Origin of the sequence: Chryseobacterium lacus, from assembly GCF_003336205.1 — a bacterium.
GTDB lineage: Bacteria > Bacteroidota > Bacteroidia > Flavobacteriales > Weeksellaceae > Chryseobacterium_A > Chryseobacterium_A lacus.
This window is the reverse complement of sequence record NZ_QPIE01000008.1, coordinates 1-25,942: the sequence shown is the minus strand read 5'-3', so window position 1 is coordinate 25,942 and position 25,942 is coordinate 1. Positions and strand designations below refer to the sequence as shown.

24 protein-coding genes and 1 rRNA gene are annotated in these 25,942 nt (G+C 38.8%); 10 read left to right on the top strand and 15 right to left on the bottom strand.

The genetic code is table 11. From position 1 onward, the window contains the following. Nucleotides 1–21: 21 nt before the first annotated feature. Nucleotides 22–1,845: a membrane protein insertase YidC gene (gene yidC, locus DQ356_RS10735; RefSeq protein WP_114304502.1), complete on the top strand. Its 1,824-nt coding sequence runs from the start codon at nt 22–24 to the stop codon at nt 1,843–1,845. Between the two features lie 324 nt (nt 1,846–2,169). On the opposite strand, the gene DQ356_RS10730 is transcribed toward yidC, so the two are convergent. Continuing rightward, complete coding sequence (locus tag DQ356_RS10730) at nt 2,170–2,757, bottom strand: ribonuclease HII (protein ID WP_114304534.1); 588 nt, start codon at nt 2,755–2,757, stop codon at nt 2,170–2,172. A gap of 128 nt (nt 2,758–2,885) precedes the next feature. Here DQ356_RS10730 and argS point away from each other — a divergent pair, with 128 nt between their 5' ends. Continuing rightward, on the top strand, nt 2,886–4,652 hold the full coding sequence (gene argS, locus DQ356_RS10725; protein WP_114304501.1) for an arginine--tRNA ligase: 1,767 nt from the start codon (nt 2,886–2,888) through the stop codon (nt 4,650–4,652). Nucleotides 4,653–4,732: 80 nt separating this feature from the next. Here argS and DQ356_RS10720 read toward each other — a convergent pair whose 3' ends face one another. Continuing rightward, entirely contained in the window at nt 4,733–6,019 is a 1,287-nt protein-coding gene (locus DQ356_RS10720) for an adenylosuccinate synthase (RefSeq protein ID WP_114304500.1), read from the bottom strand. Between the two features lie 126 nt (nt 6,020–6,145). Here DQ356_RS10720 and hpt point away from each other — a divergent pair, with 126 nt between their 5' ends. The 3 genes from hpt to obgE all read left to right on the top strand — a co-directional run bounded on the left by hpt (nt 6,146) and on the right by obgE (nt 8,429). Further along, nucleotides 6,146–6,700, top strand: a complete 555-nt coding sequence (hpt, locus tag DQ356_RS10715; RefSeq protein WP_114304499.1) for a hypoxanthine phosphoribosyltransferase — start codon at nt 6,146–6,148, stop codon at nt 6,698–6,700. A gap of 100 nt (nt 6,701–6,800) precedes the next feature. After that, the gene (locus DQ356_RS10710) at nt 6,801–7,382 is read left to right on the top strand and encodes an adenylate kinase (RefSeq protein ID WP_114304498.1); all 582 of its coding nucleotides are present in this window, start codon (nt 6,801–6,803) and stop codon (nt 7,380–7,382) included. 63 nt (nt 7,383–7,445) lie between these two features. Further along, nucleotides 7,446–8,429, top strand: coding sequence for a GTPase ObgE (gene obgE, locus DQ356_RS10705; protein WP_114304497.1), 984 nt, complete (start codon nt 7,446–7,448; stop codon nt 8,427–8,429). A 189-nt stretch (nt 8,430–8,618) separates the two neighbouring features. Here the strand turns inward: obgE and DQ356_RS10700 are convergent, their stop codons facing one another. Beyond that, nucleotides 8,619–8,984: a T9SS type A sorting domain-containing protein gene (locus DQ356_RS10700; protein WP_166413111.1), complete on the bottom strand. Its 366-nt coding sequence runs from the start codon at nt 8,982–8,984 to the stop codon at nt 8,619–8,621. 800 nt (nt 8,985–9,784) lie between these two features. On the opposite strand from DQ356_RS10700, the gene DQ356_RS10695 reads away from it, so the two are divergent. Further along, nucleotides 9,785–11,035: a DEAD/DEAH box helicase gene (locus DQ356_RS10695; RefSeq protein ID WP_114304495.1), complete on the top strand. Its 1,251-nt coding sequence runs from the start codon at nt 9,785–9,787 to the stop codon at nt 11,033–11,035. Nucleotides 11,036–11,072: 37 nt separating this feature from the next. On the opposite strand, the gene DQ356_RS10690 is transcribed toward DQ356_RS10695, so the two are convergent. The 11 genes from DQ356_RS10690 to pfkA form a co-directional block, all read right to left on the bottom strand. After that, on the bottom strand, nt 11,073–11,876 hold the full coding sequence (locus DQ356_RS10690) for a class I SAM-dependent methyltransferase (protein ID WP_114304494.1): 804 nt from the start codon (nt 11,874–11,876) through the stop codon (nt 11,073–11,075). An 11-nt stretch (nt 11,877–11,887) separates the two neighbouring features. Further along, nucleotides 11,888–12,655, bottom strand: coding sequence for a TatD family hydrolase (locus tag DQ356_RS10685; protein ID WP_114304493.1), 768 nt, complete (start codon nt 12,653–12,655; stop codon nt 11,888–11,890). 10 nt (nt 12,656–12,665) lie between these two features. Beyond that, nucleotides 12,666–13,625 carry a GSCFA domain-containing protein gene (locus DQ356_RS10680; RefSeq protein WP_114304492.1) on the bottom strand — a complete coding sequence of 320 codons (960 nt, stop codon included), beginning with the start codon at nt 13,623–13,625 and terminating at the stop codon, nt 12,666–12,668. A 21-nt stretch (nt 13,626–13,646) separates the two neighbouring features. Continuing rightward, nucleotides 13,647–14,618 (bottom strand): polyprenyl synthetase family protein, encoded by a 972-nt coding sequence (locus DQ356_RS10675; RefSeq protein ID WP_114304533.1) that lies wholly within the window; start codon nt 14,616–14,618, stop codon nt 13,647–13,649. A gap of 104 nt (nt 14,619–14,722) precedes the next feature. Beyond that, complete coding sequence (locus DQ356_RS11245; protein WP_114304491.1) at nt 14,723–14,953, bottom strand: hypothetical protein; 231 nt, start codon at nt 14,951–14,953, stop codon at nt 14,723–14,725. Between the two features lie 87 nt (nt 14,954–15,040). Further along, nucleotides 15,041–16,186, bottom strand: coding sequence for an inorganic phosphate transporter (locus tag DQ356_RS10665; protein WP_114304490.1), 1,146 nt, complete (start codon nt 16,184–16,186; stop codon nt 15,041–15,043). A 17-nt stretch (nt 16,187–16,203) separates the two neighbouring features. Beyond that, entirely contained in the window at nt 16,204–16,842 is a 639-nt protein-coding gene (locus tag DQ356_RS10660; RefSeq protein ID WP_114304489.1) for a DUF47 domain-containing protein, read from the bottom strand. 130 nt (nt 16,843–16,972) lie between these two features. After that, on the bottom strand, nt 16,973–18,661 hold the full coding sequence (locus DQ356_RS10655; protein WP_114304488.1) for a DEAD/DEAH box helicase: 1,689 nt from the start codon (nt 18,659–18,661) through the stop codon (nt 16,973–16,975). Nucleotides 18,662–18,895: 234 nt separating this feature from the next. Next, nucleotides 18,896–19,423 carry a DUF488 domain-containing protein gene (locus tag DQ356_RS10650; protein ID WP_114304487.1) on the bottom strand — a complete coding sequence of 176 codons (528 nt, stop codon included), beginning with the start codon at nt 19,421–19,423 and terminating at the stop codon, nt 18,896–18,898. Between the two features lie 281 nt (nt 19,424–19,704). After that, complete coding sequence (gene gap, locus DQ356_RS10640; protein ID WP_114304485.1) at nt 19,705–20,709, bottom strand: type I glyceraldehyde-3-phosphate dehydrogenase; 1,005 nt, start codon at nt 20,707–20,709, stop codon at nt 19,705–19,707. Nucleotides 20,710–20,742: 33 nt separating this feature from the next. Continuing rightward, nucleotides 20,743–21,732 carry a 6-phosphofructokinase gene (pfkA, locus tag DQ356_RS10635; RefSeq protein WP_114304484.1) on the bottom strand — a complete coding sequence of 330 codons (990 nt, stop codon included), beginning with the start codon at nt 21,730–21,732 and terminating at the stop codon, nt 20,743–20,745. A 175-nt stretch (nt 21,733–21,907) separates the two neighbouring features. Between pfkA and DQ356_RS10630 the strand changes: the two genes are divergently transcribed. The 4 genes from DQ356_RS10630 to sucC all read left to right on the top strand — a co-directional run bounded on the left by DQ356_RS10630 (nt 21,908) and on the right by sucC (nt 25,328). Further along, a complete protein-coding gene (locus DQ356_RS10630) occupies nt 21,908–23,242 on the top strand; it encodes a hydroxymethylglutaryl-CoA reductase, degradative (protein WP_114304483.1) in 1,335 nt (444 codons plus the stop codon). Between the two features lie 5 nt (nt 23,243–23,247). Beyond that, entirely contained in the window at nt 23,248–23,559 is a 312-nt protein-coding gene (locus DQ356_RS10625; RefSeq protein WP_114304482.1) for a hypothetical protein, read from the top strand. A 58-nt stretch (nt 23,560–23,617) separates the two neighbouring features. Further along, entirely contained in the window at nt 23,618–24,004 is a 387-nt protein-coding gene (locus DQ356_RS10620; RefSeq protein WP_114304481.1) for a DUF423 domain-containing protein, read from the top strand. A gap of 133 nt (nt 24,005–24,137) precedes the next feature. Beyond that, nucleotides 24,138–25,328, top strand: a complete 1,191-nt coding sequence (sucC, locus tag DQ356_RS10615; protein ID WP_114304480.1) for an ADP-forming succinate--CoA ligase subunit beta — start codon at nt 24,138–24,140, stop codon at nt 25,326–25,328. A 514-nt stretch (nt 25,329–25,842) separates the two neighbouring features. On the opposite strand, the gene rrf is transcribed toward sucC, so the two are convergent. After that, a 5S ribosomal RNA gene (gene rrf / locus DQ356_RS10610) occupies nt 25,843–25,942 on the bottom strand; the annotation flags it as partial.

Sequence of the window (25,942 nt, the reverse complement as noted above, 5' to 3'; positions counted from 1 at the left end):
CAATTAATTAATACAGAATCAATGCAAGAAAATAACGGTGTAGACAGAAAACAGATCATTCTTTTTATGATTTTCTCTCTCGTCATGATGGGAGGAATGTTCTTTTTTCAGAACCGTGACGCAGAAAAACAGGCAGCTATTGAGGCTCAAAAACCTGCTACTACACAATCTGACAACCTGACCACAAAACCTGCCGCTTTCAGCAACCTGAATGACAGTGTGAAAACTACTGCTATTCAGGAAATTCAGTTGAAAAACAATGAACTTACCCTTCACATTTCTACTCTTGGCGGGCAGATTTCCAAAGTGCAGCTGAATGAATATCAGGCTTACAATCCGCTGACGGACGAAAATGATCTTCCGCTGATGCTGTTGGATAAAAATAATTCTTCCTACGGATTTGCTTTTAAAGACAAAACAGGAAAAACTTTCAACACGAAAGATCTTGTATTTAATGCCAATCAAAACGGGAACACTATTACGCTGGAACATCGTGGAAATGGCGCTATCATTCAGTTTATATATACACTTACCGATAAATACACTGTTGATTTCAATGTTAAAACACAAGGATTATCCAACATTGTAGCAGACAACAAGGCAGAATTTCAATGGAATTATCAGGCAAAAAGCTTGGAAAAAGGCCGTTCCCAAGAACAGACACACACCGAATTTGGCTATGCTTTCGATAATTTCAGCAGCTATGATTATGATGGGCGTACCACGATGGAAGAGCCCGATGAAACTTTGAACTGGTTGGCCATCAAAAATCAGTTTTTCACAGCGATCATCGAACCACAAACAGGTTTCAAAAACTCCAGCGGATTTCAGGATACTGTGGAAGAAGGGGAATATTTGAAAAAATTTAATTTCTCCGGAAATGTAGATATGGCCGGAAGCGAACTGAACCAGAATTTCAAATGGTATTTCCTGCCTTTAGATCTGAAACTCCTGAAAGAGTATGATAAAAATTTTGATGAAATTTTACCATTAGGCTGGTCTTTCATCGGAACCATGAACCGTTGGTTTTTCATGCCGATGTATAATATTATTGCATCTTGGGGACTAACAGCGGGTTGGGCTATTTTCCTGATGACAATTATTGTAAAATTAATCTTGTCGCCAATTATGTTCAAGCAACATAAACTCAGTGCGATGATGCGGGTGATTCGCCCGGAAATAGACGAGGTAAACGAAAAATACAAAGATGCTGATCCCATGAAACGCCAACAGGAAATGATGAGCGTTTACCGAAAAGCAGGTGTAAATCAAATGGCGGGATGTTTGCCGGCATTGCTTCAGATTCCAATTTTCTATGCCTTGTTCCGGTTTTTCCCCAACTTTATTGATCTTCGAGGTGAAAGTTTCTGGTTTGCAAAAGACCTTACGGCTTATGACGATGTCATCAAACTGCCGTTTCATATTCCTTTCTTAGAAGATCACCTGAGTATTTTTGCCATAGCGTGTACAGCAGTAATTTTGATCTACACCATGCTTACTGCAGGAAATATGCAACAGCCCACAGCACCGGGAATGCCGAATATGAAAGTACTGATGTATATTTTCCCTATTACTTTTCTGTTCTTTCTGAATACTGCTTCTTCCGGGCTTTCATGGTATTATTTTGTATCGAATGCTATTAATATTCTGATTATTCTCGTGATCAAATATTGGATTTTGGATGAGAAAAAGATTCATGCGCAAATACAGGCCAACAAAGCACAGCCGAAAAAAGAAGGAAAATTCCAGAAACGGATGCGCGAAATGATGGAAAAAGCCCAGGAACAACAACGCCAACAGCAGGGACAAATTCAAAAACGTCAGGATAAAAATAAGAAAAAATAAAAACTTTCTGTTCAAAATTATCGCCTCCTTTACAGCAAAGGAGGCTTTTTTGTGGTTAAATTTTGAAATTTAATTATACTGAAATTTCTCGGCAACAGGTCGCAGCTACGCTGCTCGTTAGGAAAAGGGAACAATTATCTGCTGACATTCCGCGGCTTCGCTTCTATTAACAGGTCGCAGCTACGCTGCTCGTCAGTGAAAGGAAGACAATTTCTACCAAAAGAAACAATTTTCCTCCGACATTCCGCGGCTTCGCCGCTTTACATCTTATTGTTTACTTTTCGTAATGCAAAATGATCACCTGGATTTTTGAATACGGAAAAGTCACTCCTCATATTCCAGCCGGAAAGATCTGCGATGATGGATGGTGGGACCGTATTTCATCAGTGCTTCGCGGTGTCTTTTGGTAGCATAACCCATATTTTGATTCCAGCCGTAATGCGGAAATTCCTCGTGAAGCCTGATCATCAACTGATCTCTGTAATCTTTGGCTAAAATGGAGGCGGCCGCAATCGACAACATTTTTTCATCGCCTTTTACAATGCACTGGTGCGGAATAAAATCGTAAGGATGAAACCGATTGCCATCCACCAGAATTAGTTCCGGCCGAATTTTCAATTGATCCAAAGCACGATGCATTGCATGAATGCTCGCATTTAAAATATTATGTTGATCAATGAAAACCGGTGGAAGTTCTGCAACGGCAAAATCTTTTGCATTTTCTTTAATGTAAGCGCTCATTTCCGCTCGGGTAGCACCGTTCAATTGCTTGGAATCCTGAATTAAATTTTGCTGAAACTCATCATCCAAAATTACCGCAGCAGCTACCACAGGACCGCAAAGACAGCCTCTTCCTACCTCATCACAACCCGCTTCGATATAATTTTCAGACCATTTTTTCAATAAAACCATAGGAATAAAACACATTATCTTGGCACAAAAGTACACGTTCTTTTCGGAATTAAAAACCTGCATCTTGACAGCGTGCATAAGAATGTCTGCTCTTTAATTATGTATATTTGCATCTCAATTCCGGAAAAATGAATATTAAAGAAACCTTACAGCAAACGCTTGCAGAGCTTATTCAAAGCGTGTATCAAATCTACGATGTAACTCTAGAAATCCAGGAAAACAAAACGAATTTTGAAGGCGATTTCACCATTGTCACATTTCCTTTGGTAAAATATTTGAAGAAAAGCCCGGATCAAATCGGAATGGAACTTGGCGGCGCATTTACGGCCCAAAGCGATTTTATACAGGATTTCAATGTGGTAAAAGGATTCTTGAACCTTACGATAAAAGATACTTTTTTTCTGAAAAATCTTAAAACGTCCAGTGAAAATCTGAACACCATTACACCAAAAAATGAAACGGTGATGGTGGAGTTTTCTTCCCCTAATACCAATAAACCTTTGCATCTCGGCCATATTCGGAACAATCTTTTGGGCTATTCGGTTTCTCAAATTCTGCAGGAAGCGGGATATGATGTGATCAAAACGCAGATTATTAACGACAGGGGAATTCACATTTGCAAATCGATGGTGGCGTGGCAGAAATTCGGGAATGGTGCTACACCCCAATCCATGAACAGGAAAGGCGACAAACTCGTAGGTGAATATTATGTAGCTTTTGATCAACATTATAAAACTCAAATTTCAGAACTCATCGCCTCCGGCATGGATGAAGAAACTGCTAAAAAACAGGCTCCGCTAATGAAGGAAGCTCAGGAAATGTTGCTGGAATGGGAAAAAGGAAATGATGAAGTTAAAAACCTTTGGAATGAAATGAATGCCTGGGTTTACCAAGGTTTTAACGAAACTTATCAGCGTCTCGGAGTAAATTTTGATCAGGTTCAGCATGAAAGCGAAACTTATCTTTTGGGGAAAAATATTATTCAGGAAGGGCTTTTAAAGAACGTTTTTTACAGAAAAGATGACGGTTCTGTCTGGATTGACCTCACTGAAGAAGGTTTGGATCATAAACTTTTGCTGCGCTCCGACGGAACTTCTGTGTACATGACGCAGGATTTGGGAACAGCTGTGCAAAGGTTTGCAGAAAACGATATTCAAAAACTGATTTATACTGTAGGAAACGAGCAGGATTATCATTTCCAGGTATTGTTTCTTATTTTGAAAAAACTGGGATATTCCTGGGCAGAACATCTTTACCATTTGTCTTACGGAATGGTTGAACTTCCGGCCGGAAAAATGAAATCCAGAGAAGGAACTGTTGTAGATGCAGATGACCTGATGCAGGAAATGTACCTCACCGCCAAAGAAAAAGCGCAGGAACTCGGCAAACTCGAACTGCTTTCCGATGCTGAAAAAGAAACTTCTTATGAAACTGTAGGTCTCGGTGCGCTGAAATATTTTATTTTAAAAGTAGACCCTCGAAAAAAAATGCTGTTCAATCCGGCTGAAAGTATTGATTTCAATGGGAATACCGGGCCATTTATCCAATATACTTATGCCCGAATCCAGTCTTTACTTTCAAAAGCAGAATTTTCGGCTGAAAATACATTTCCTGAAGAATATCCACTGAATGCTTTTGAAAAGGAACTCATCATGCAACTTTCCAATTACCGGGAAGTGATAGAAAAAGCTGCTGCAACACTCAGCCCGGCGCAGGTTGCCAATTATGTTTATGATGTAGTAAAATCTTACAATTCTTTTTACCAGAATAATCCTATTCTGAATCAAGACGATATTTCTGTAAAAACGATGCGCCTGAATCTTTCGCACCTAACAGGATTGGTGATCAAAAAATCACTTTCTTTATTGGGAATTGGAACGGTGGACAGAATGTAAAATTAAGAGCAAAGAGTAACAAAACAAAACCGTCTCAGAAAGTGTTGAGACGGTTTTTATATTTCCAAAAAACTGGTTATTTAGAATAATTCTTTCCGGATAATGTTCTGGCTGCGCTCCGGCCCTACGGAAACCAAATAAACATTGATTCCTAAATATTCTTCAATGAATTCAATATATTTCTTGGCATTTTCAGGAAGTTCATCATAGCTTCTTGCATGCGAAATATCTTCTTCCCAACCCGGAAGTTCCTCATAGATTGGTTCGTAATTGTATAGTTTTGTAGTGGAAGAAGTGAAGTAATCAATAATTTTTCCGTCTTCCGTTTTATATTTAGTTGCGATTTTCAAAGGAGAGATTCCCGAAAGTACATCCAGTTTGGTAATGACCAGATTATTAATTCCATTGATCATGGTGGCATGTTTCAGAGAAACCAAATCGAGCCAACCGGTTCTTCTCGGCCTTCCTGTAGTCGCTCCGAATTCATGTCCTATCTTTCTTATTTCTTCGCCCAGTTCGTTATCAAGTTCTGTGGGAAAAGGCCCGTTTCCAACTCTTGTAGTATATGCTTTTGCTACACCGATAAGATTTTGCAATGCTGTAGGCGGAACTCCGGCTCCTGTACAAACTCCACCGGTAGACGGAGACGATGACGTAACATAAGGATACGTCCCGAAATCTATATCCAACATGAGGGCTTGCGCACCTTCAAAGAGAATATTTTTATTATCGCGGATGGCTTCATTCAGTTCTACTTCTGTATCTACGATTCTATCCTGAAGTTTTTTTCCGATTTCAATATACTCATTAAAAATTTCATCAACATCCAAGGTGGGTTTTTCAAAATATTTTTCGAAAAGGCTGTTCTTGGATTTGAGGTTTTTCTCGATTTTTTCCCGCAGAACCTCAGGATTCAAAAGATCCACCATCCGGATACCGACTCTGGCTATTTTATCTTCGTAACACGGCCCGATTCCTTTTTTTGTGGTTCCGATATGCGTTCCGCCCGCCTCTTCTTCACGATAGGTATCCAAAAGAATATGATACGGCATAATGACGTGAGCTCTGCGGCTGATAAATACGTGATTCGTCCTCATCCCTTTGCTTTCAATTTGCTCAATTTCTCTGATAAAGGATTTGGGATTTACCACGACGCCATTGGCAATGATACATTTTCCGCGACACTGCAGAACTCCTGACGGCAGAAGATGAAGCACAAATTTCTCTTCCCCTGCGTACACTGTATGCCCGGCATTGTCCCCGCCTTGAAACCGCACTACATAGTCGGATTTTGCTGAAAGGACATCGGTGATTTTCCCTTTTCCTTCATCACCGTATTGAAGGCCAACAACCACGTAAGTTGACATATTTTTTCTTTTTTTAAGATTCGTACAAATTTAACCCTTATAAAAAACGTAGGCAACAATACAGCAAAAATAGTTCGCAAATCTGCTGTCTTGAAACTTTTTCGTAAATTTGCGCTTTATCATTTTATGAAAACGGTCACCATTCACGATAAAGAATTTGTTCCTTACCTGAAACATGAAGAAATTCAGGAACTCATCAAAAATCTTGCAGAAAAAGTACATGAAGATTACAAAGACGAAGTTCCTGTTTTCATAGGAGTTTTGAACGGCGTCATTATGTTTTTCTCAGATTTTCTGAAGCATTATCCCGGAAAATGTGAGATTGCATTTCTGCAGGTAAGTTCCTATACCGGAACACAATCAACAGGTATTGTTTACAAAAAAATGGATCTGACTAAAGAAGTGGAAGGCAGACATATTATTTTGATGGAAGATATTGTGGATACGGGCAACACGATCGAAAGTTTATTTGAATATTTCAAAAATACACAAAGGCCGAAATCTCTGAAAGTGGCTTCGCTTCTCCTAAAACCTGAAGTTTTCAAAAAGGATTTTAAGATCGATTACGTGGCGAAGGAAATTCCCAATAAATTTGTCCTGGGTTACGGTTTGGATTATGATGAACAAGGCAGAAACCTCCCTGATTTGTATCAATTGGCAGAAGGAAGAATTAACCATTAAAAACACTTCTGTGCTGTCAGGAAATTAAATAAGTCTAATTAATATAACAAAGGTAAAAGCTGAAAGCAGACTGCTGACCGCTGAAAGCCCAAAAGAAATCATGATCAACATCGTACTATTCGGCCCTCCGGGAAGTGGAAAAGGAACACAAGCACAGCATTTGATTGAACGATTCAATCTTAAACAAATTTCGACAGGAGATTTGTTCCGTTACAACATAAAAAATGAAACGGAATTAGGAAAACTGGCGAAGTCTTACATGGACAAAGGTGAATTGGTTCCGGATCAGGTCACGATTGATATGCTGACTGAAGAAGTGAAAAAGCCAACGGAAACAAAAGGTTTTATTTTTGATGGCTTTCCCAGAACAGCTTTTCAGACACAAGCATTGGAAACCATTGTAAAAGAAATTCTGGATGACGAAATTTCCGTGTGTCTTTCCTTGGTAGTAGAAGATGAAATTCTTGTGGAAAGACTACTGAAAAGAGGAGAAACCAGCGGAAGAACCGACGATTCCAACGAAGAAATCATCAGAAACAGAATTACAGAGTATTACGCCAAAACCGCAGAAGTGGCTGAACTGTACAAACAGCAAGGCAAATATGTAGAGATTAACGGCGTGGGTGAAATTGATGAAATTTCCCGAAAACTCTTTCAAGAAGTAGAAAAAATTAAAAAGTAATCAGTGGTCAGCGGTCACAAACAATATATTGATTACTGAATCCTGACTGCTGACAACTTTATTATGTCAAATTTCGTAGATTACGTAAAAATACACTGTAAAAGCGGACACGGAGGTGCAGGTTCTGCCCATCTTCGCCGCGAAAAATACATTCCGAAAGGCGGACCCGATGGTGGCGACGGCGGAAGAGGCGGCCACATTATCATGAAAGGAAATTCCCATGAATGGACTCTGCTTCCGCTTCGTTATACACGTCACATAAAAGCGGAACGCGGAGTGAACGGTGCTAAAAACCAGCTTACCGGAGCCGACGGTGAAGATGTTTACATCGAAGTTCCCATAGGAACTATCGCCAGGAACGAAGAAGGCGAAATTATCGGCGAAATTCTGGAACACGGACAGGAAATCATCCTGATGAAAGGAGGAAAAGGCGGGCTTGGGAATGAGCATTTCAAATCCTCCACCAACCAGACGCCTCGTTATGCGCAACCAGGACTTCCGGGAGAAGAAGGGTATGTAACTTTCGAACTGAAACTGTTGGCCGATGTAGGTTTGGTAGGTTTACCCAATGCAGGAAAATCCACACTTTTGGCTTCCGTTTCCGCAGCAAAACCCAAAATTGCCAACTACGCTTTCACGACGCTGACTCCCAATTTGGGAATTGTGGAATACCGAAATTTCAAATCTTTTGTGATGGCCGATATTCCCGGAATTATAGAAGGAGCGGCCGAAGGCAAAGGTCTGGGACACCGCTTTCTAAGGCATATCGAAAGAAACTCCATTTTGCTCTTTTTGATTCCTGCCGATTCCGAAAGCCATTATCAGGAGTTTAAAATTCTGGAAAACGAACTGAAAGAATACAATCCGGAACTTCTGGATAAAGACTTTATCGTTTCCGTTTCCAAATCCGATTTGCTGGATGATGAACTGAAAAAAGAAATTTCTGCTGAATTTCCGGAAAACCGGCAGCCCATTTTCTTCTCCGGCGTCACTCAGGAAGGCCTTATGGAACTGAAAGATGCGATCTGGAAGAAGTTGCATGGGTGATCGTCCTATAAATATTATTCGTCCTGAAGTCTGATTTCAGATAGTTGAAAAATTAAGCTATTTTCCACCGATTCTTAGCCTAACTAAAAATTGACTTTCGTTACTTACAAAAAAACCTGCTGTAAAAAAACAGCAGGAAATCAATATACATTTGTTAAAAAATAATTGAGCTGAGTTTGGCGAATTTCTTTATTTTTTAATAACTTTCGATGTTGTGGTAAAACGCTCATTACTCATTTTGATGTAATAAATACCTTTTGACAAACCTTGCATGTTCACAGAGAACGCTCCTCTATCAAAGTTTCCTTTTTTCACCAATGATCCTATACTTGAGATAATTTCATACGAAACAAGTTTCTCTTTTGTACGGATATAAAGAACATCTTCCACAGGATTTGGGAAAATCTTAATATCGGTTTTTTCAATGGATACTTCCTGTGTATCCAGCGCAGTACATTGCGCAGTTACATTTACAGCAGGCGGCAACGCACTATTAACCTGAATTGCGTAGTAAGAGGAAGGATCATCAACACATACTTCCTGCAACTTCGGCAACCATCCGTGATCTGTAGGACTGAGCCAAATGAGGTTATGATTCCCCCGTTCTTGAGATTTATATGCGTTAATTTGGAATTGCTGGTAAAATCGACATACTTCAAAGCCGGATTATTACTTAAATCTACCTGCGTTAGCTAATTTGCGACGCAGGAAAAGTTCTGAAGAAGTGCTAAATGAGAAACATTAATATGGGTTAATGAATTGTTGCCAAAACTCAACCGTTTAAGTAAAAGATTATTGCTTAGGTTTAAAGTAGATAAATTAGATTGAAAAACACTTAACTCTTCCAATAAAAGCAAATTCGATAAATCGATTCCTGCTGACAAATTATTGTGTCCCAAATTTAAATAATTAATTAAGAGATTACTCTGTAGATTAACCGAGGTAATCCCGGTGTCATCCAGACCCAACCTTCACAGCTTGTGCATTACTCCATAAAATCAAGATCAAGAAAAGGAAGAAATAGACTTTTCTCATATTAAAATTTTTGTTAAATAATCTCTGAAAGCTTATGACCTATTCAGTAAATAAATTGAAATTGTCAAATCAATATTCTGATAAAATATAAACGTTAACTATAAGATGCAAAAAACACGAAAAGTTGCAGCTGCATGCGATTACAAATTAACATCTTAATTTTCCACTGGAAAAAACGTATCTTTGCAGCTGTTTCGCGGCATTCCAAAAGCCATGGGTAATTTTCTTACTCCCGTTTCTGCTGAATCTTCATCGGAAACCGCTCCAAAAATGTAGAAGTAAAACACTTCGCCCGCACTTATTATTTAACATTTATCAATTTGACATTCAACGACTTAAAACTAATTAAGCCCATTTCTGATGCGCTTCAGGAAGAAGGTTACGAAAACCCTACGCCTATTCAGGAAAAATCTATTCCTGCCATTCTACAAGGAAAAGATCTTCTGGGAACAGCCCAAACCGGAACCGGAAAAACCGCAGCCTTTGCCATTCCGATCCTTCAGAATCTCACAGAAAAAAACATCCGCAATAATCAAATAAAAGCACTCATTCTCACTCCTACGAGGGAATTGGCGATTCAGATTGAAGAAAGCTTCAACGCTTACGGACGACATTTGAACCTGAGAAATCTGGTCGTTTTCGGAGGCGTAAAACAAGGCGCTCAGGAAGCGGCTTTGAAAAGAGGAGTCGATATTTTGGTAGCCACGCCTGGAAGATTGCTGGATTTTATTTCGCAAGGAATTATTTCTCTTAAAAATCTTGAAATATTCGTTTTGGATGAAGCCGACAGAATGCTGGACATGGGTTTTGTTCATGATGTGAAACGCATCGTAAAACTGTTACCTCAAAAAAGACAAACACTATTTTTCTCTGCAACTTTTCCGGATGAAATCAGAAGTCTGGCAGATTCTATCCTGAACCAACCTGTGAAAGTTGCCGTAGCTCCGGTTTCTGCAACGGCTGATACCATTCAGCAGAAAGTATATTTTGTGGAAAAGGATAATAAACTGGATTTGCTGACCCATATTCTGCAAAACGATATTTCGGAATCAGTACTGGTATTCGCCCGAACCAAACATGGAGCAGATAAAATTGCCAAAAAACTTCAGAAAAGCAGAATTTCTGCCGAAGCCATTCATGGAAATAAATCTCAAAACCAGAGACAAAATGCTCTGAATAATTTCAAATCGGGGAAAACGAGAATTCTTGTGGCGACCGATATTGCAGCCCGAGGAATTGATATTGATGAACTGAAATACGTGGTTAATTTTGAACTTTCCGACGTTTCAGAAACCTATGTTCACCGAATCGGAAGAACAGGAAGAGCCGGCGCAGAAGGAAAATCTATTTCTTTCGTAGACGGTTTGGATCTCATTAATCTGAAAAACACGGAAAAACTCATCGGGAAAAAAATTCCTGTGGAACGAGACCATCCTTATCATACCGATGATCTCGTAGTGCAGAAAAGGGATTCCAACAACCGGAGTTTTACGCCCAGACCCACTCCGCAAGCGAAAGAAAATATTAATTTCAAAAAGGTAAAGAACAAGAATTTCTTTAGAAAGAAATAATTATAAAACCTGTCATCTGAACGTTGGCAGGTTTTTTTTAAATGACCCGGATTTCATCCGCTTCTACGCTTTCAGGATCCGTAACATCCACATTGGAAGGCTCATCATTTACTCCTTTAAAAATAAAAATGAGATTATGATAAAAATGAATAAACCGAATGTTTTTATCAAAATAAGAAGGTGTGTAATTCGGTAAAATAAATTCCTGATGATTGAGTCCATCCGTTAGATTCTTAAAAAAATTCATCATGGTTTCGGGATCTGCAAGATTCTCACTGTTGCCGCCATATCCTGGCCAATATGAGGTTTGCGTATCTTCTATCACATAAATTCCGCCGTCTTTCAATTTCGGGAAAAGAATCTGAAATGTTTTGATCACATGCTCATTAATATGGCTTCCGTCATCAATGATAATATCAGGCTCCCCTATTTTGGCCATCATATTATCTAAAACTTTTTTGTCTACCTGGCTTCCCTGAAATATCCTGATTCGCTTTTCCTGTACAAAAGATTTGTCATAAATATCCAGCGCATAAATTTTACCGAAAGGAAAATATCTTTTCCACATTCTTAATGAACTGCCTCCGATATTCGGATGGTGATAACCGCCAACGCCGATTTCGAGAAGTTTAATTTTTTTGTATTTCAGTTTGCGAAAATAAGATTGATAATGCGGTGTATAAAAATGTGCACCCCATTTGTCACACTGATAAATTTCTGCAAGTTTATTCAGGTTACTGCTATAAGGCAAAGATTTCAGAAAAAGATAATTGGATTTCAAGATTTTAAAATATCTGGAACCCAGTTTTTGCTTTAGAAATTCTTTAACTTGATGGTACATTTGCACAAATTTTATAGTTGTTCAAAAATTCTCCGTGCATTTTCCGTGGTAATTCTGTCAATATCGGAGAAAGATTTTCCATAAACAGTAACGAGTTTTCCTGCAATGAGCTCCAGATAAGCACTTTCATTTCTTTTTCCGCGAAAAGGAACCGGTGCAAGATAGGGCGAATCAGTTTCCAATACGATATTTTCTAAAGGTATTTGATGAAGAAACTGATCTATTTTTCCATTTTTAAAAGTTACTACACCTCCTATTCCTAATAAAAATCCAAGATCGACGGCACGATTTGCCTGATCTAAATTTCCGGAGAAACAATGAAAAATCCCCCGAAGTTTAGGATGCTTTTTACGATCCAGCACTTCAAAAACCTCATCGAAACTTTCGCGGGTATGAATGACAATGGACAAATCTCTTTGGATGGCCCAATCAATTTGTTGTTCAAAAGCTATGATTTGAATATCTAATGTAGATTTGTCCCAATACAAATCGATTCCGATTTCACCAATGGCGCAAAACGCTCTGGAATTGAGATAATTTTCAACAATTTTCAGCTCATTTTCCCAGGTTTCAGGATTCACCGAACATGGATGTAATCCCATCATTGCAAAGATCTGTCCGGGATATTCCGCTTCCAGATTCAACATTTTTTTATGCGTGGAAGAATCGATGGCCGGCAGAAAAAACTTGTCAACGCCTTTATCTATTGCACGTTGTATCATTTCATCGCGGTCATTATCAAATTCGTCCGAATATAAATGGGTGTGGGTATCAATCATCAATTTGGGTTCAGGATTCGGTAAATATTTTGTGTTTCACCTTCGTTTGTTGCAAAGCGATTCTTCCTTTCAGATTTTCAAGAAATTCATGATGTTTTGGGCTTTGCTCATCCGAACTTCTGTGTTCTAAAGCTTTCATTATTTTAAAATTTTCCTCAATAAAATCCATGGTTTCATCAGAAAAATAAGCATTCCCGAATTTTTCAAAAATATAATTCACCGCCTGTTGCGTTGGATGGATCATATCTTCTTTATAAAAACGATAATCCCGAAGGTCATCCATCATGATTTCATAAACAGGAAGATAGTTACAGTTCTCAGCTTCTTCCAGAACTTCATGCAAATTACTGATCAACAGAGATTTGCTTCTCTGATTCTCCATCATTCCGTCTTTGGTATGGCGAACGGGCGAAACTGTAAAAAGCAACTGAACTCCTTCCGGGCAAATGTCTTTAAGAAAAGAGATCGTTTCGCGGACAGAATTTCTTATTTCACCTGAGGTAAGGAGCCTTTTGCGGAAAAACTTATCCGGAATTTTATGACAGTTGGCCACAAGTTTATTTTTAGGCAGAAATTCATAAATAAAAGAACTTCCATACGTAATCATCACCCAATTGGCGGACTGAAGAAAAAGGTTGCTTTTTTCTATATTTGAATTAATTTTTTCGAGTGTTTTATGAACGTAATCAGAATTGAAACCCGAATGATGATCGAGCGAGATAAACTGATCCTGATAGGCAATCAGATCTTCTTCAGTATAAAAACTGCTGCTGTGAATACGCCGCAATGCGGTATTAACTGAATACGGATTGAAAATCGTTCCAAAAGGATTGTTGAGCGTTTGGAGCTGTCCGCGCTTCAGCAATGTTGACATTTCCGTTGAAAAACATGAACCTATGGAAAAAATCCGGTCTTCAGTTTGTATTTTTTCGGCAACTTCGTTAAAATGGACTTCAGTTCTGAATTTCATATAAAATTTAGAAAGATTGAATTAAGAATCCCTGCGCAAAAGATAATTGGCCAGTTCAATAAAAGGTTTTTTCTTTTCTTCGGAAATATCAATTTTCATCAGGTAATCGTGGGCAATTTCATTGTGTTTCTCCACGAGGCGAAGTGTTTTTTCATCTACTTTTGTCCTTCGGAAAATCTTTTCCACACCGTAGACTTTATCGATATTATCCGTTTTTTTGGAGTACCAGAAATCCAGTTCTTTGCGTTCTTCTTCGGTTCCGTGTTCTCTTGCCATTAAATAAAGTACTGTTTTTTTATTTTCGACAATATCTCCGGCATGTTGTTTACCAAAATTTTTCTGATCTCCAAAAACGTCCAGATAATCGTCCATAATTTGAAAAGCAATACCGATATGTTTCCCGAAATTGAAAATATTTTTAGCATCCCGGAAAGGCGCACCAGCAATTAACGCACCTATTTCAAAAGAAGAAGCGCTCAATACACCCGTTTTGTAGGTAATCATTCGGATATATTCTTCGAAAGTAACATTATCCTGAGTCTCAAAATTTATATCATATTGCTGGCCTTCGCACAAAAGTAAACCAGTGTGTGTAAAAACGCGAACACAGGCTTTGTAGAGTTGCGGTTCCAGATCTTCAAAAAACTTATAGGCCTTTAAAAGCAGGCCGTCTCCGGAAAGAATTCCTGTATTGAGGCCGTAAACGGTATGAATGGTAGGAACATTTCTTCGCAACGGTGCTTCATCCATAATATCATCGTGAATCAAAGTAAAATTGTGAAAATACTCGATAGCCAAGGAAGGCTTCAGCGCTTTTTTGATATCGCCACCAAAAAGATCGCAAGCCATAAGTACCATAATCGGGCGCAATCTTTTCCCGCGATGATTGATGATATAATTCATCGGTTCGTACAGCTCTCTTGGCTTGTCTTTGAACATATATTTTTCGATACCTTGCTCTACGATCTCCTGATATTGCTGTAAAAATTCCATATCTGTTTTGTTTCCTACAAAAATACGGTTTTGCAATTGGGTATAAAAACAAAACCGTCGTATGGAACGAAAAAAAGCAACCTGAAACAGACTGCTTTTTGAAATTATTCTATTTTAGTTTCATTATTTTTTCGCTTAAAAAACTTTTTCAAAAACAAATAGAGGTCGTAGCCAAAAACACATAAACCCATAAAAAGCGCCTTCGGAATGCTGGTCGACAGCGGTTCTTCAACCCCGTTTCTTCTGTCTTCTGCCTGATAAACAAGAAAGAAAATAAAAGAAGTGACGAGATACAATAATATCAGTGACAGCCATTTAATATTTTTGCTCTTCATTGCATCCAATTTTCTTCAAATATAATCATTTTAAAGAAAAAACCGGAGTCTGTTGCTCCGGTTTCAAGTTTGTTAAACCTTTGTTTATTAAGTAAATAATGTAATGAGCAAATAAGTAATACCGGCAATAAATGCGCTCACCGGAATGGTAAGAATCCATGCCCATAGCAGGCTTACGGTAATTCCCCAGCGTACTGCGGAAACTCTTTTGGTAAGCCCTACCCCGATAATAGAACCCGTGATGGTATGCGTAGTAGAAACCGGAATTCCCAAATGATCAGTAAGAAATAGGGTAATGGCACCTGCCGATTCGGCACTTACTCCTTCCAATGGAGTTACTTTTGTAATTTTGGTTCCCATTGTTTTCACAATTTTCCATCCTCCGCTCATGGTTCCCATAGCGATAAAAAGGAAGGATACAAACGGAACCCAGATGTAATCTGTCGTAAAAAACGCAAAACGCTCCGAAGAAGGCATCATCGCATAAGGATCATTGCCGCCAACAAGCGTAACGTGGTAATAAATAACTGCAGCACCTATGATTCCCATAACTTTCTGGGCATCGTTCAAACCGTGTCCGAGACTAAAAAGTGCAGAAGAAAACAACTGCCATCCCTTGAACTGTTTGTCTGCTTTATGCGGATTGGTATTCTTAGAAATATTAACAATAATAAGAGTGATGATGACAGAAACAATCATCCCTACCAAAGGTGCTAAAAATATAAACAAGAAGATAGGAATCACCTTATCATACCTGACTACACTTTGAGTAAAAAGCTGCTGCAAAGCATGTTTGAAGGTTTCCAAAGTTGTAAATCCGGGATTTGCTGCCGACACAGCGTTATAATCCATTACCAGTGCATGCATAAGGGCAGCTCCTAAAAAACCACCTATGAGGGTATGCGACGATGAGGACGGAATACCAAACCACCACGTAAGCAAGTTCCAGAAAATGGCTGCAATAAGGCCTCCGAAAATTACTTCGAGATTGATAAAATCTTCGTTGACAGTTTTGGCAATCGTATTACCGATTTTAAATTCGCCAATAATATACATGGCAACAAAAAATGCTGCAAAATTCCACAGCGCTGCCCACAATACCGCCTGAAAAGGAGTAAGAACTTTAGTAGAAACGATGGTGGCAATAGAATTGGCTGCATCATGAAAGCCGTTGATGAAATCAAATATTAATGCAAGTGCAATAATAATGATAAGTAAAATGGGAAATTCCATTTGAAAATAATTAAAAATTATGCGTACTTGATGATAATACTTTCGATCGTGTTGGCTACATCCTCAGCCTTATCCGTTACCACTTCCAGATATTCCAGAACATCTTTTATTTTAATGATATTAATCGGATCATCACTTTCGAAAAGCCTCACCAAACCTTGGCTCAGCACGTCATCTGCAATGTTTTCATAAGAATTTATCTTGATGCAGGATTCTTTCACTTCTGCAGGATTGTGGAAACCTTTCAGATTTTTCAGGGCACTCTGTATTTCTATACAACACTTATAAATGAGAAGTGAAAATTCAGAAAATTCCTTTGTTGGCGGGGTTTTGTACAGATAAATATATTTTGCGGAAGCATACATATAATCAGCAATATCATCCAGTCCACTCGCCAGCATATTGATATCTTCCCTGTCGAAAGGCGTGATAAAATTTTCTCCCAGCTGAATGAAAATTTCATGAGTGAGATCATCCATTTGATGTTCATAATCGCTCATTCTTTTCAAAAGCCTGTCATCGTTCAGGTCAAATTCTAACATTCCATCATGAAATTCTTTGGACATTTCCACGAGAGTGCTTGCTACTTTCTCGAACAATACGAAGAACACCTTGTCTTTGGGCTGAAATGCCTTGAAAATATTACCTATTCCCATTATAAAATGATTTAATTTTTAAGAGTGCAAATATCCGTATAAAAGAAAAGTGAAAGACAATATTAATATTAATTTTTATTAACATTGGAAAACATGACAAAAAAAACCGGGATAAATCCCGGCATATCTGTTAGTTAGCTTCTTCTGCTCTCATTTCCTTTCCTTTGAATTTCATCGAAGGCAAGTTTTTCAGAATATCATTTTTGAAATCCTTGTCCACTTCAAAAAATGAAAATTTCTCCAGAATTTCTATGTCGCCAACATCCGGGCGTTTCTTGGATTTTTTGGTTGCTGTGTTAATGATATCCAGCATATCCAGTTTTTTCAGGTTGTCTTTTTTTCCAAGATTGAAGAAAAAACGGGTCATATTTTCGTTTTTGCGCTTTGGTTTTCCGCCACGCTCTCTGCCTCTGCCGCCATCACGGTCGCCACGTCTTCCCTCCCTTTCATCGCGCCTGCGTTCCCTTCTGCTTGACGGAACATCTCTTTCGTCTGAAAGTTTATTGGCTGCCAAATCTTTTTTGTCTTTGTAGAACATTGAAAGATCTCTCAACTGCAACTGAAGTAACTTGTGAACCAGTTCTTCTTTTGAAAATTCTGATAAATCCGGAATCAAAGCGTCATCAAAGGTAAAGAAGTCTTCATGCTCGGTAAATAATCTTTCAAAGACACCTTCTACCTGGGCTTTGATGATTTCATCACCGGTCGGGATTTGTTTTTCAGTAATATCAATCTTCGTAACAGACTTGATCTGTTTCAGTTTCCTGGTTTCTTCGGGTTTAATCAAAGCCATAGAGATACCGTCTTTACCTGCTCTTCCAGTTCTTCCGCTTCTATGAACGAAAACTTCAGGGTCATCCGGTAAAGAATAGTGGATCACGTGTGTCAGGGAATTCACATCAAGGCCTCTTGCCGCAACATCGGTTGCCACTAGAATATCAATATTTTTCAGCCTGAATTTTTTCATTACGGTATCTCGCTGCGCTTGGGATAAATCACCGTGAAGCGCATCTGCCGCATACCCGTTTTGCATCAGAAAGTCTGCGATTTCTTGGGTTTCCATTCTGGTTCTGCAGAAAATAATGGAATATTGATTCGGGTTGGCATCAATCAAACGTTTCAGCGCTTCTTTTTTCTGACGATAACCTACCACATAAAATTCGTGGGAAATATTTTTCTTCACCTCATTGATGGAACCTACAGAAATTCTGTGAGGTTTCGTAAGATAGTTTTTAGAAATTCTTTCCACTTCTTTGTTCATGGTTGCCGAGAATAAGAAAGTTTGTTTCGTTTCTGGAGTCTCCCGCAGAATGGTTTCCAAATCGTCTTTGAAACCCATGGAAAGCATTTCGTCTGCCTCATCCAAAACGAGCCAGTGAATTTCAGAAAAATCTAATGCTTTTCTGTTAATCAAGTCAATTACCCGCCCTGGTGTTCCCACAATAATCTGTGGTTTCTCGCGCAGTGAACGGATTTGATCCATAATGCTGCTTCCACCATAAACCGCAGTGGTTTTGATGTTAGGAAGGTATTTCGAGTAATTTTTAATGTCTTTGGTAATCTGCAAACAAAGTTCTCTTGTAGGACACAGCACCAATAATTGGATTTTGCGACTCCCGTCGTCAATCATATCCAAAATCGGAAGCGAAAATGCTGCTGTTTTGCCTGTTCCTGTTTGCGCAAGTGCGATGAGATCGCGAATATCTGAAGAGATAAAAGGAATAGTCTGTTTTTGGATTTCTGTAGGGCTAATAAAGCCCAGTTCGCCAACTGCCTTCAATAATTCAGGACTTAAGTTGGTCTCCGTAAATAAATTCATGTAAAAGATCGTCTATAATTCGGGTGCAAAGATACGAAAAAGATAGCAGCGAGAAACCTCGAGTATGAATTTTTTTGAAAATCAGGAGGTTAGAACTTTTAAATAATTGAATTTTAATTTGCATTCAATTAAATTTAATAATTAAGTTGCTGGTTATTAAAAAATTATAGCATCAAAGATATTATTTGTATTGACTTTCCTAAAGAGAACAGTTTCGTAATGATGTAGATTAAATCAAAATAAAGTTTCTTCGGTGTAGACCAATTTATCATTTATTATTCTTGCGGGTTTTGTATAAGGATGCTCATTGCTTTTGGTTTTGCTCATAATATGCTGAACATTCCAGCCTTCATTTTTGAGATAATCTGAAACCAAAGAGCGGTGACAGCTCCACCATACTGCTTCGGAACACATATAAGCGATGCGTTTTTCTTTTGCCAATATTTCCAGTTTTTCGATGGCTTTTTTGAAAGATTCGGTTTCCATATAGTCGGCATAACCACGAAAGGAATCCAATCGCCATGCAGTATTGTGAGAATCAGGTTTCACTTTTCTTCTGCCGCCTAAATCTTCATAATGAAAGTATTGAATTTCTTTTTCGGGCAGAGATTTCTCAAGATGGTCTTTATTGAAATGCGGATATTTTCTTGATCCTGGATAACGCCTTATATCCACCAAAGCTTCTATTTCAAATGCTTTCAACATTTCGAGAAACTCCTCAAAAGGGTGATTGGAATGACCGATGGTGAATATGGTTTTCATGTTAAAGAATTGAAAAGAAAGAGGAAATTTTTATTTCGTGAACTTAAATACAATTTCCAAGCCGCACATCGCAATAGGGATAGCAGTGGAAATCCTTTTTTTGCCTGGACAAATGTAATTTCTTTGATGAACCGTTATGGCAAAAAAAGATTGCAACGAATAGCCCGGCCCGAGTTGTGGGCTGAAGCGCAGGCGAGGGATTGCACAAAAAATAAATTTAAAAAAAACAAAAACCTCCCGAAAAACGGGAGGCCTGATATTGATGAATGTTATCTTTTCTGTTATAAAGACGCAGAATGTACCAAAAGGTCGGTCAGTTTGTTGGAATAACCCATTTCGTTGTCGTACCAGGAAACTACTTTCACGAAGGTAGGAGAAAGCATGATTCCGGCATCTTTATCGAATACGGAAGTTCTCTTTTCTCCGATGAAATCCTGAGAAACCACGGCATCTTCCGTGTAACCAAGAATTCCTTTCAGTTCGCCTTCGGAAGCAGATTTCATAGCAGCACAAATCTCTTCGTAGGAAGTTGGCTTTTCCAATCTTGCAGTAAGGTCCACCACAGAAACGTCGGCTGTAGGAACTCTGAACGACATTCCTGTCAGTTTTCCGTTCAGTGAAGGAATTACTTTTCCTACCGCTTTTGCAGCACCTGTGGAAGAAGGGATGATATTCAGAAGTGCGGAACGGCCGCCTCTCCAGTCTTTAGCTGAAGGTCCGTCCACGGTTTTTTGAGTTGCTGTAGTTGCGTGAATGGTAGTCATTAAACCTTCTAAAATTCCGAAATTATCGTGAAGAACTTTTGCTAAAGGTGCCAAACAATTGGTGGTACATGAAGCGTTAGAGAAAATCTGCTGATCAGCATTCAGTTCTTTGTGGTTCACTCCCATTACGAACATGGGGGTATCGTCTTTTGAAGGAGCGGAAAGCAATACTTTTTTAGCTCCGGCGTTCAGGTGAGATGAAGCTTTTTCTTTATCGAGGAAAAGTCCTGTAGATTCTACGATATACTCTGCACCTACTTCGTTCCATTTCAGGTTGTTAGGATCTCTTTCAGAAGTCACTCTGATTCTTTTTCCGTTGACAATCAAATCATTGCCTTCGATCTGGATTTCTCCTTTGAATCTGCCGTGCACGGAATCATATTTCATCATGTACGCCATATACTCGGTATCGATAAGGTCGTTAATACCAACGATTTCGATATTGTCTCTTTCGAGCATTGCGTTGAACACTAAACTTCCGATTCTTCCGAATCCGTTGATACCTACTTTAATTGTTGACATAATAATTAAAAATTTATAATTTGTTAAATAGTTTTATAAAGCCAGAATCTCTGATATTTTCAGAAGGTCTTTATCAATTTCGTTATGTTTTTTAATCGCTTCTTCAATAGGAGTATAAGCGATTTTATTGGAAATCATCCCGGTCATTACTGCATTTTCTCCTTTCATCAGTCCGACAATGGCGCCGTATCCTAATCTGGAGGCCAAAACGCGATCGGCACAACTTGGAGAACCACCTCTTTGAATGTGTCCCAAAACGGCTACACGAATATCAAATTCAGGAAATCCGTTTTTGGTGGCTTTGGCAATATCATAAATATTTCCAAGCTCTTCGCCTTCTGCTACGACTACAATACTTGCGGTTTTTCCGGCTTTTTCTGCTTTTTCAAAAGTGGCAAATAGGTCTTCAATAGAATCTTTTCTTTCGGGAATGAGAATGTCAATCGCTCCTGTGGCAATTCCGCTGTTGAGAGCAATGAATCCGGCATCTCTGCCCATCACTTCCACGAAAAAAACTCTGTTGTGAGAAGTTGCCGTATCGCGGATTTTATCGATGGCTTCCATAGCAGTATTCAGCGCGGTATCGTAACCAATGGTTTGATCGGTACCGAAAATATCGTTATCAATGGTTCCCGGAATTCCCATCACACGGATTCCAAATTCCTCATAAAAGACTTTGGCGCCATGAAAAGTACCGTCGCCACCAATGCAGATTAATGAATCAATTCCCAATGCTTTACAATTATCATAAGCTTTTTGTCTTCCTGCTTTTGTTCTGAATTCTTCCGAACGGGCAGATTTCAGAATCGTTCCGCCGCGATGGATGATGTTTTTTACAGAGCGAGGCCCCATTTTCAAAACATCATTCTGAATAAGACCGTTATATCCTTCTCTGATTCCAAAACAATCCAAGCCGAAATAGGCAGCAGTACGCACAACGGCACGCAGCGCAGCGTTCATACCGGGAGCATCTCCTCCTGAAGTAAGGACACCTATTGTTTTAATTGAAGAGTGCTCTGTCATAGTATTTTCCCGAACAGCAAATTTACAAAAATAAAGGCAAACTTTGGGAGAAAATCGTCCTTCAAATCTTTGAGATAAGAATTACCAAAAATAATGTTTAAAACCTCCCGAAACGTATTTGTAGCAACCTGAATCCGCCTAATTTTCTTATATTTGACCATCAAAAATCATTGCTATGAACCACAAACCGGTTGAAGGTTTTTCAAAACTGACCAAACAGGGAAAAATTGATTGGATCGTAAATGAATATCTGGAAGGAAATGAAGAATTTCAGACCATCCTAAAACAGTATTGGAATGAAAACCCGCAGTTACAAAAACTGCACGAAGAGTTTTCAGAAAATACCATTTCCAATTTTTATATGCCTTATGGAATTGCTCCAAACTTTCTGATAGACGGAAAACTTTTGGCACTTCCGATGGCTGTGGAAGAAAGTTCAGTAGTAGCAGCTGCATCCAAAGCCGCAAAATTCTGGCTGGATAAAGGCGGTTTCAAGACCACCATTATCAACACCAAAAAGCTTGGACATACCCATTTTATTATAGATGTAGAGCCGCACAAACTGCAGCATTTTTTTAATTTTAAACTGAAACAAAAACTGCTGGAAGCTACGGAGGATATTACCCGAAATATGCGCAATCGTGGTGGCGGTATTCTCAATATTCGGCTTATCGACAAAACCGCTGAAATGGAAAACTACTACCAACTCAAAGCAAGTTTTGATACCGTAGATTCGATGGGTGCGAATTTTATCAATTCTTGTCTGGAACAGTTTGGCAAGACTTTGAGAGAAGAAGTTTCAAAAGATGAAGATTTCACCTCTGAAGAAAAAAATTCATTGCAAATTGTGATGAATATTCTGTCGAATTTCACGCCGGATTGTATTGTAAGAGCTGAAGTTTCCTGCAAAATAGACGAGCTGAATGACGACAGTGGAATCTCCAACGAAGAATTTGCCACCAAATTTAAACGCGCCGTTACCATCGCTGAAATAGAACCTTTTCGTGCCACCACGCATAATAAAGGAATTATGAATGGTGTAGATGCTGTAGTAATTGCCACCGGAAACGATTTTCGCGCAACAGAAGCCTGCGCTCATGCCTACGCTGCAAAAGATGGAAAATATACTTCGCTCACGCATTGCACCATAGATGATGGCGTTTTCAGATTCTGGATAGATTTACCCATTTCTGTAGGCGTTGTAGGCGGTTTGACCAATCTGCACCCTTTGGTGAAATTTTCGTTGGCTCTGCTTGGGAAACCTTCAGCACAGGAGTTGATGAGTATTCTGGCAGTTTCCGGATTGGCTCAGAATTTTGGTGCTTTGCGCTCGTTGGTGACTACCGGAATTCAGAAAGGGCATATGAAAATGCATTTGTTCAATATTCTGAATCAAATGGGTGCTACCGAAGAAGAAAAGCAACATTTCGTGACTTATTTCAAAGATAAAACGGTGAGCCATCACGAGGTGATTTCGGAATTCAACAGGATAAGATCCAGTCAAAATTAAATATTATGAAAATCATGATTGTGGCAGAAGGTTCAGAAGAAGACTTGGATTTACTTTTGGTAATTGCTGATAAATTTAATATCAAAATTAGCAAGCCATCGTTCAAGCTTCAAGAAAAAGATTCGCATAAGAAGAACGACGACTATAAAAATGCTTATCTACCGTGGTCAAAATCTGATGATGAGAAATTGGAGATTTTATATTTTGCAGGAAAAAACACTGTTGAACTGAGTGAGTTCTTTGGAAGAAATCAAGGTGCTATTCAATCACGAATAAAAAAACTGGAACTTCCTGAAAAGTATGGTAAAATAAAATAGAACTTTATTTTCAAAATTGACATATCATCTTTAATAAATAATAATTTTAAAATTCAAAATGAAAACATTAACATTAGTAATAGGCGCAGTTTACGGACTTTTTTCGGTAATTTTAGGTGCATTTGGTGCTCACGCTTTCAGAAAAATATTATCTCCCGAACGGCTGGAAAGCTTCGAAACAGGAGTACGCTATCAGATGTTCGCGGCATTCTTCCTGTTATTTGTCGGTTGGATTTTGAAATTTGAAACAAAATCTGAAAACTGGATTTCGTGGTTGATGATTTTCGGAACCTTAATTTTTTCCTTTAGTATTTATTTGCTTGCATTTCAGGATCATTGGGGTGTTAAACTCAGTTTTCTCGGGCCTATTACTCCCATCGGCGGATTAATGATGATTATTTCTTGGGTGATGCTCATTCTCTATTTTCTAAGAAACAAAATGTGAAACAGTAATTCAGCCTTATGAAATTACAAAATCAGGCGATTTCGGGATAGTTTTCGCAGACGAACAATCTCCATCTGTCAACTTTTTCGTAAATTTGTCAATCTTTAAAAAAATAAAATACAATTAAAATATTATGAATCTTCACGAGTATCAGTCTAAAGAGATTTTGTCAAAGTACGGTGTTGCTATACAGCGTGGTTTTATTGCTAATAATGTAGAAGAAGCAATGGAGGCAGCCGGAAAATTAAAAGAAATGAATGGCGCCGAAGGATGGGTGGTAAAAGCACAGGTGCACGCAGGAGGCCGTGGAAAAGGCGGCGGTGTAAAGTTTTCACCCAATATGGATAAACTGAAAGAAAATGCTCAGAATATCATCGGGATGCAACTGATTACTCCACAAACTTCTGCTGAAGGTAAAAAAGTAAACACTGTATTGGTAGCTGAAGACGTATATTATCCTGGCGAAACGGAAACTAAAGAGTTTTATGTTTCTATTCTTCTGGACAGAGCCTTAGGCAAAAACACGGTCGTATACTCCACTGAAGGCGGGATGGATATTGAGCACGTTGCAGAAGTTACTCCTCATTTGATTCATAAAGAAACCATTGATCCTGCACTAGGACTTCAAGGATTTCAGGCAAGAAAAATTGCTTTCAACCTTGGTCTGGAAGGAAATGCTTTCAAAGAATTCACGAAATTCATCACCAATTTATATAATGCTTATGTAGGTATTGATGCATCACTTTTCGAAATTAATCCTGTTCTAAAGACTTCAGACAATAAAATTATCGCTGTTGATGCAAAAGTAACTTTGGATGATAATTCACTTTTCCGTCATAAAGATCTTGCTGAATTGAGAGATACAAGAGAAGAAGATCCGATGGATGTAGAAGCTGGTGAAGCTGGCCTTAATTTCGTAAAACTTGATGGTGACGTTGCCTGTATGGTAAACGGAGCAGGTCTTGCAATGGCTACCATGGATATCATTAAACTTTCCGGTGGAAACCCTGCAAATTTCCTTGATGTAGGAGGTACTGCTGATGCTGCAAGAGTAAAAACCGCTTTCGATATCATCCTGAAAGATCCTAATGTAAAAGCAATTTTGATCAATATTTTCGGAGGAATAGTCCGTTGCGACAGAGTAGCACAAGGTGTGGTAGATGCTTATAAAGCAGTGGGTACTTTCCCGGTTCCTTTAATAGTAAGACTGCAGGGAACCAATGCAGAAGAAGCCAAAAAACTTATTGATGAAGCAGGCCTTCCGATTCACTCGGCAATTACGCTGGAAGAAGCTGCCAATAAAGTAAAAGAGGTTCTAGCTTAATTAACAAAACTTCAAAATATTCAATCCGTTCTCCCGTAGAGCGGATTTTTTTTGGGCAATCCGCACTCCAATGCTAAGACCCAGACTAGTGCGGCCGGGCTATCCGTTACAATCTTTTTGCCTTTACTCTTCAGGAAAAAAACAAACCTTTGGCCAAGCAAAAAGGATTTCCACTACTATCCCTATTGCGACTCAGAATTGAATTTATTTGTAAAGGAAAGGACGTTATTCATACGGACTAATTTCGGGTTGAGTTTACAATCAAAAATATATTGCGGTTCAGAAGACTATCGTCTCGGTCCGTAACGACAAGTTTCCGGTTAGGAAGCCAATCATCGTTTAAAAGTAAATTTAATTAGGAAGATCCTCAGTTAACTAAATGATGGGAAATGGAAAAAGGATTTGTCATTCATGATAAGATAGCCTGGCAATACACCCTAAAAGCAGAATTCCATTTTTCCTGATTCAGTTAAAATAAAAAAGCTCACCAAAACAAATTGGTGAGCTTTAAAAAAACTGGCGGCGACCTACTCTCCCGCGTTAGCAGTACCATCGGCGCTAGAGGGCTTAACTTCTGTGTTCGGAATGGGAACAGGTGAGCCCCTCTGCTAAAA

Excerpts from the sequence above, each read along its gene's own strand:
- obgE (WP_114304497.1), top strand. The coding sequence starts at position 7,446 with ATGTCAAATTTCGTAGATTACGTAAAAATACACTGTAAAAGCGGACAC.
- hpt (WP_114304499.1), top strand. The coding sequence starts at position 6,146 with ATGAAAACGGTCACCATTCACGATAAAGAATTTGTTCCTTACCTGAAA.
- DQ356_RS11245 (WP_114304491.1), bottom strand. The coding sequence starts at position 14,953 with ATGAAGAGCAAAAATATTAAATGGCTGTCACTGATATTATTGTATCTC.
- sucC (WP_114304480.1), top strand. The coding sequence starts at position 24,138 with ATGAATCTTCACGAGTATCAGTCTAAAGAGATTTTGTCAAAGTACGGT.
- argS (WP_114304501.1), top strand. The coding sequence starts at position 2,886 with ATGAATATTAAAGAAACCTTACAGCAAACGCTTGCAGAGCTTATTCAA.
- DQ356_RS10690 (WP_114304494.1), bottom strand. The coding sequence starts at position 11,876 with ATGTACCATCAAGTTAAAGAATTTCTAAAGCAAAAACTGGGTTCCAGA.
- DQ356_RS10675 (WP_114304533.1), bottom strand. The coding sequence starts at position 14,618 with ATGGAATTTTTACAGCAATATCAGGAGATCGTAGAGCAAGGTATCGAA.
- DQ356_RS10630 (WP_114304483.1), top strand. The coding sequence starts at position 21,908 with ATGAACCACAAACCGGTTGAAGGTTTTTCAAAACTGACCAAACAGGGA.
- DQ356_RS10665 (WP_114304490.1), bottom strand. The coding sequence starts at position 16,186 with ATGGAATTTCCCATTTTACTTATCATTATTATTGCACTTGCATTAATA.
- DQ356_RS10655 (WP_114304488.1), bottom strand. The coding sequence starts at position 18,661 with ATGAATTTATTTACGGAGACCAACTTAAGTCCTGAATTATTGAAGGCA.
- DQ356_RS10650 (WP_114304487.1), bottom strand. The coding sequence starts at position 19,423 with ATGAAAACCATATTCACCATCGGTCATTCCAATCACCCTTTTGAGGAG.
- gap (WP_114304485.1), bottom strand. The coding sequence starts at position 20,709 with ATGTCAACAATTAAAGTAGGTATCAACGGATTCGGAAGAATCGGAAGT.
- DQ356_RS10720 (WP_114304500.1), bottom strand. The coding sequence starts at position 6,019 with ATGTCAACTTACGTGGTTGTTGGCCTTCAATACGGTGATGAAGGAAAA.
- DQ356_RS10685 (WP_114304493.1), bottom strand. The coding sequence starts at position 12,655 with ATGATTGATACCCACACCCATTTATATTCGGACGAATTTGATAATGAC.
- DQ356_RS10730 (WP_114304534.1), bottom strand. The coding sequence starts at position 2,757 with ATGGTTTTATTGAAAAAATGGTCTGAAAATTATATCGAAGCGGGTTGT.
- DQ356_RS10680 (WP_114304492.1), bottom strand. The coding sequence starts at position 13,625 with ATGAAATTCAGAACTGAAGTCCATTTTAACGAAGTTGCCGAAAAAATA.
- DQ356_RS10660 (WP_114304489.1), bottom strand. The coding sequence starts at position 16,842 with ATGGGAATAGGTAATATTTTCAAGGCATTTCAGCCCAAAGACAAGGTG.
- DQ356_RS10710 (WP_114304498.1), top strand. The coding sequence starts at position 6,801 with ATGATCAACATCGTACTATTCGGCCCTCCGGGAAGTGGAAAAGGAACA.
- yidC (WP_114304502.1), top strand. The coding sequence starts at position 22 with ATGCAAGAAAATAACGGTGTAGACAGAAAACAGATCATTCTTTTTATG.
- pfkA (WP_114304484.1), bottom strand. The coding sequence starts at position 21,732 with ATGACAGAGCACTCTTCAATTAAAACAATAGGTGTCCTTACTTCAGGA.
- DQ356_RS10620 (WP_114304481.1), top strand. The coding sequence starts at position 23,618 with ATGAAAACATTAACATTAGTAATAGGCGCAGTTTACGGACTTTTTTCG.
- DQ356_RS10625 (WP_114304482.1), top strand. The coding sequence starts at position 23,248 with ATGAAAATCATGATTGTGGCAGAAGGTTCAGAAGAAGACTTGGATTTA.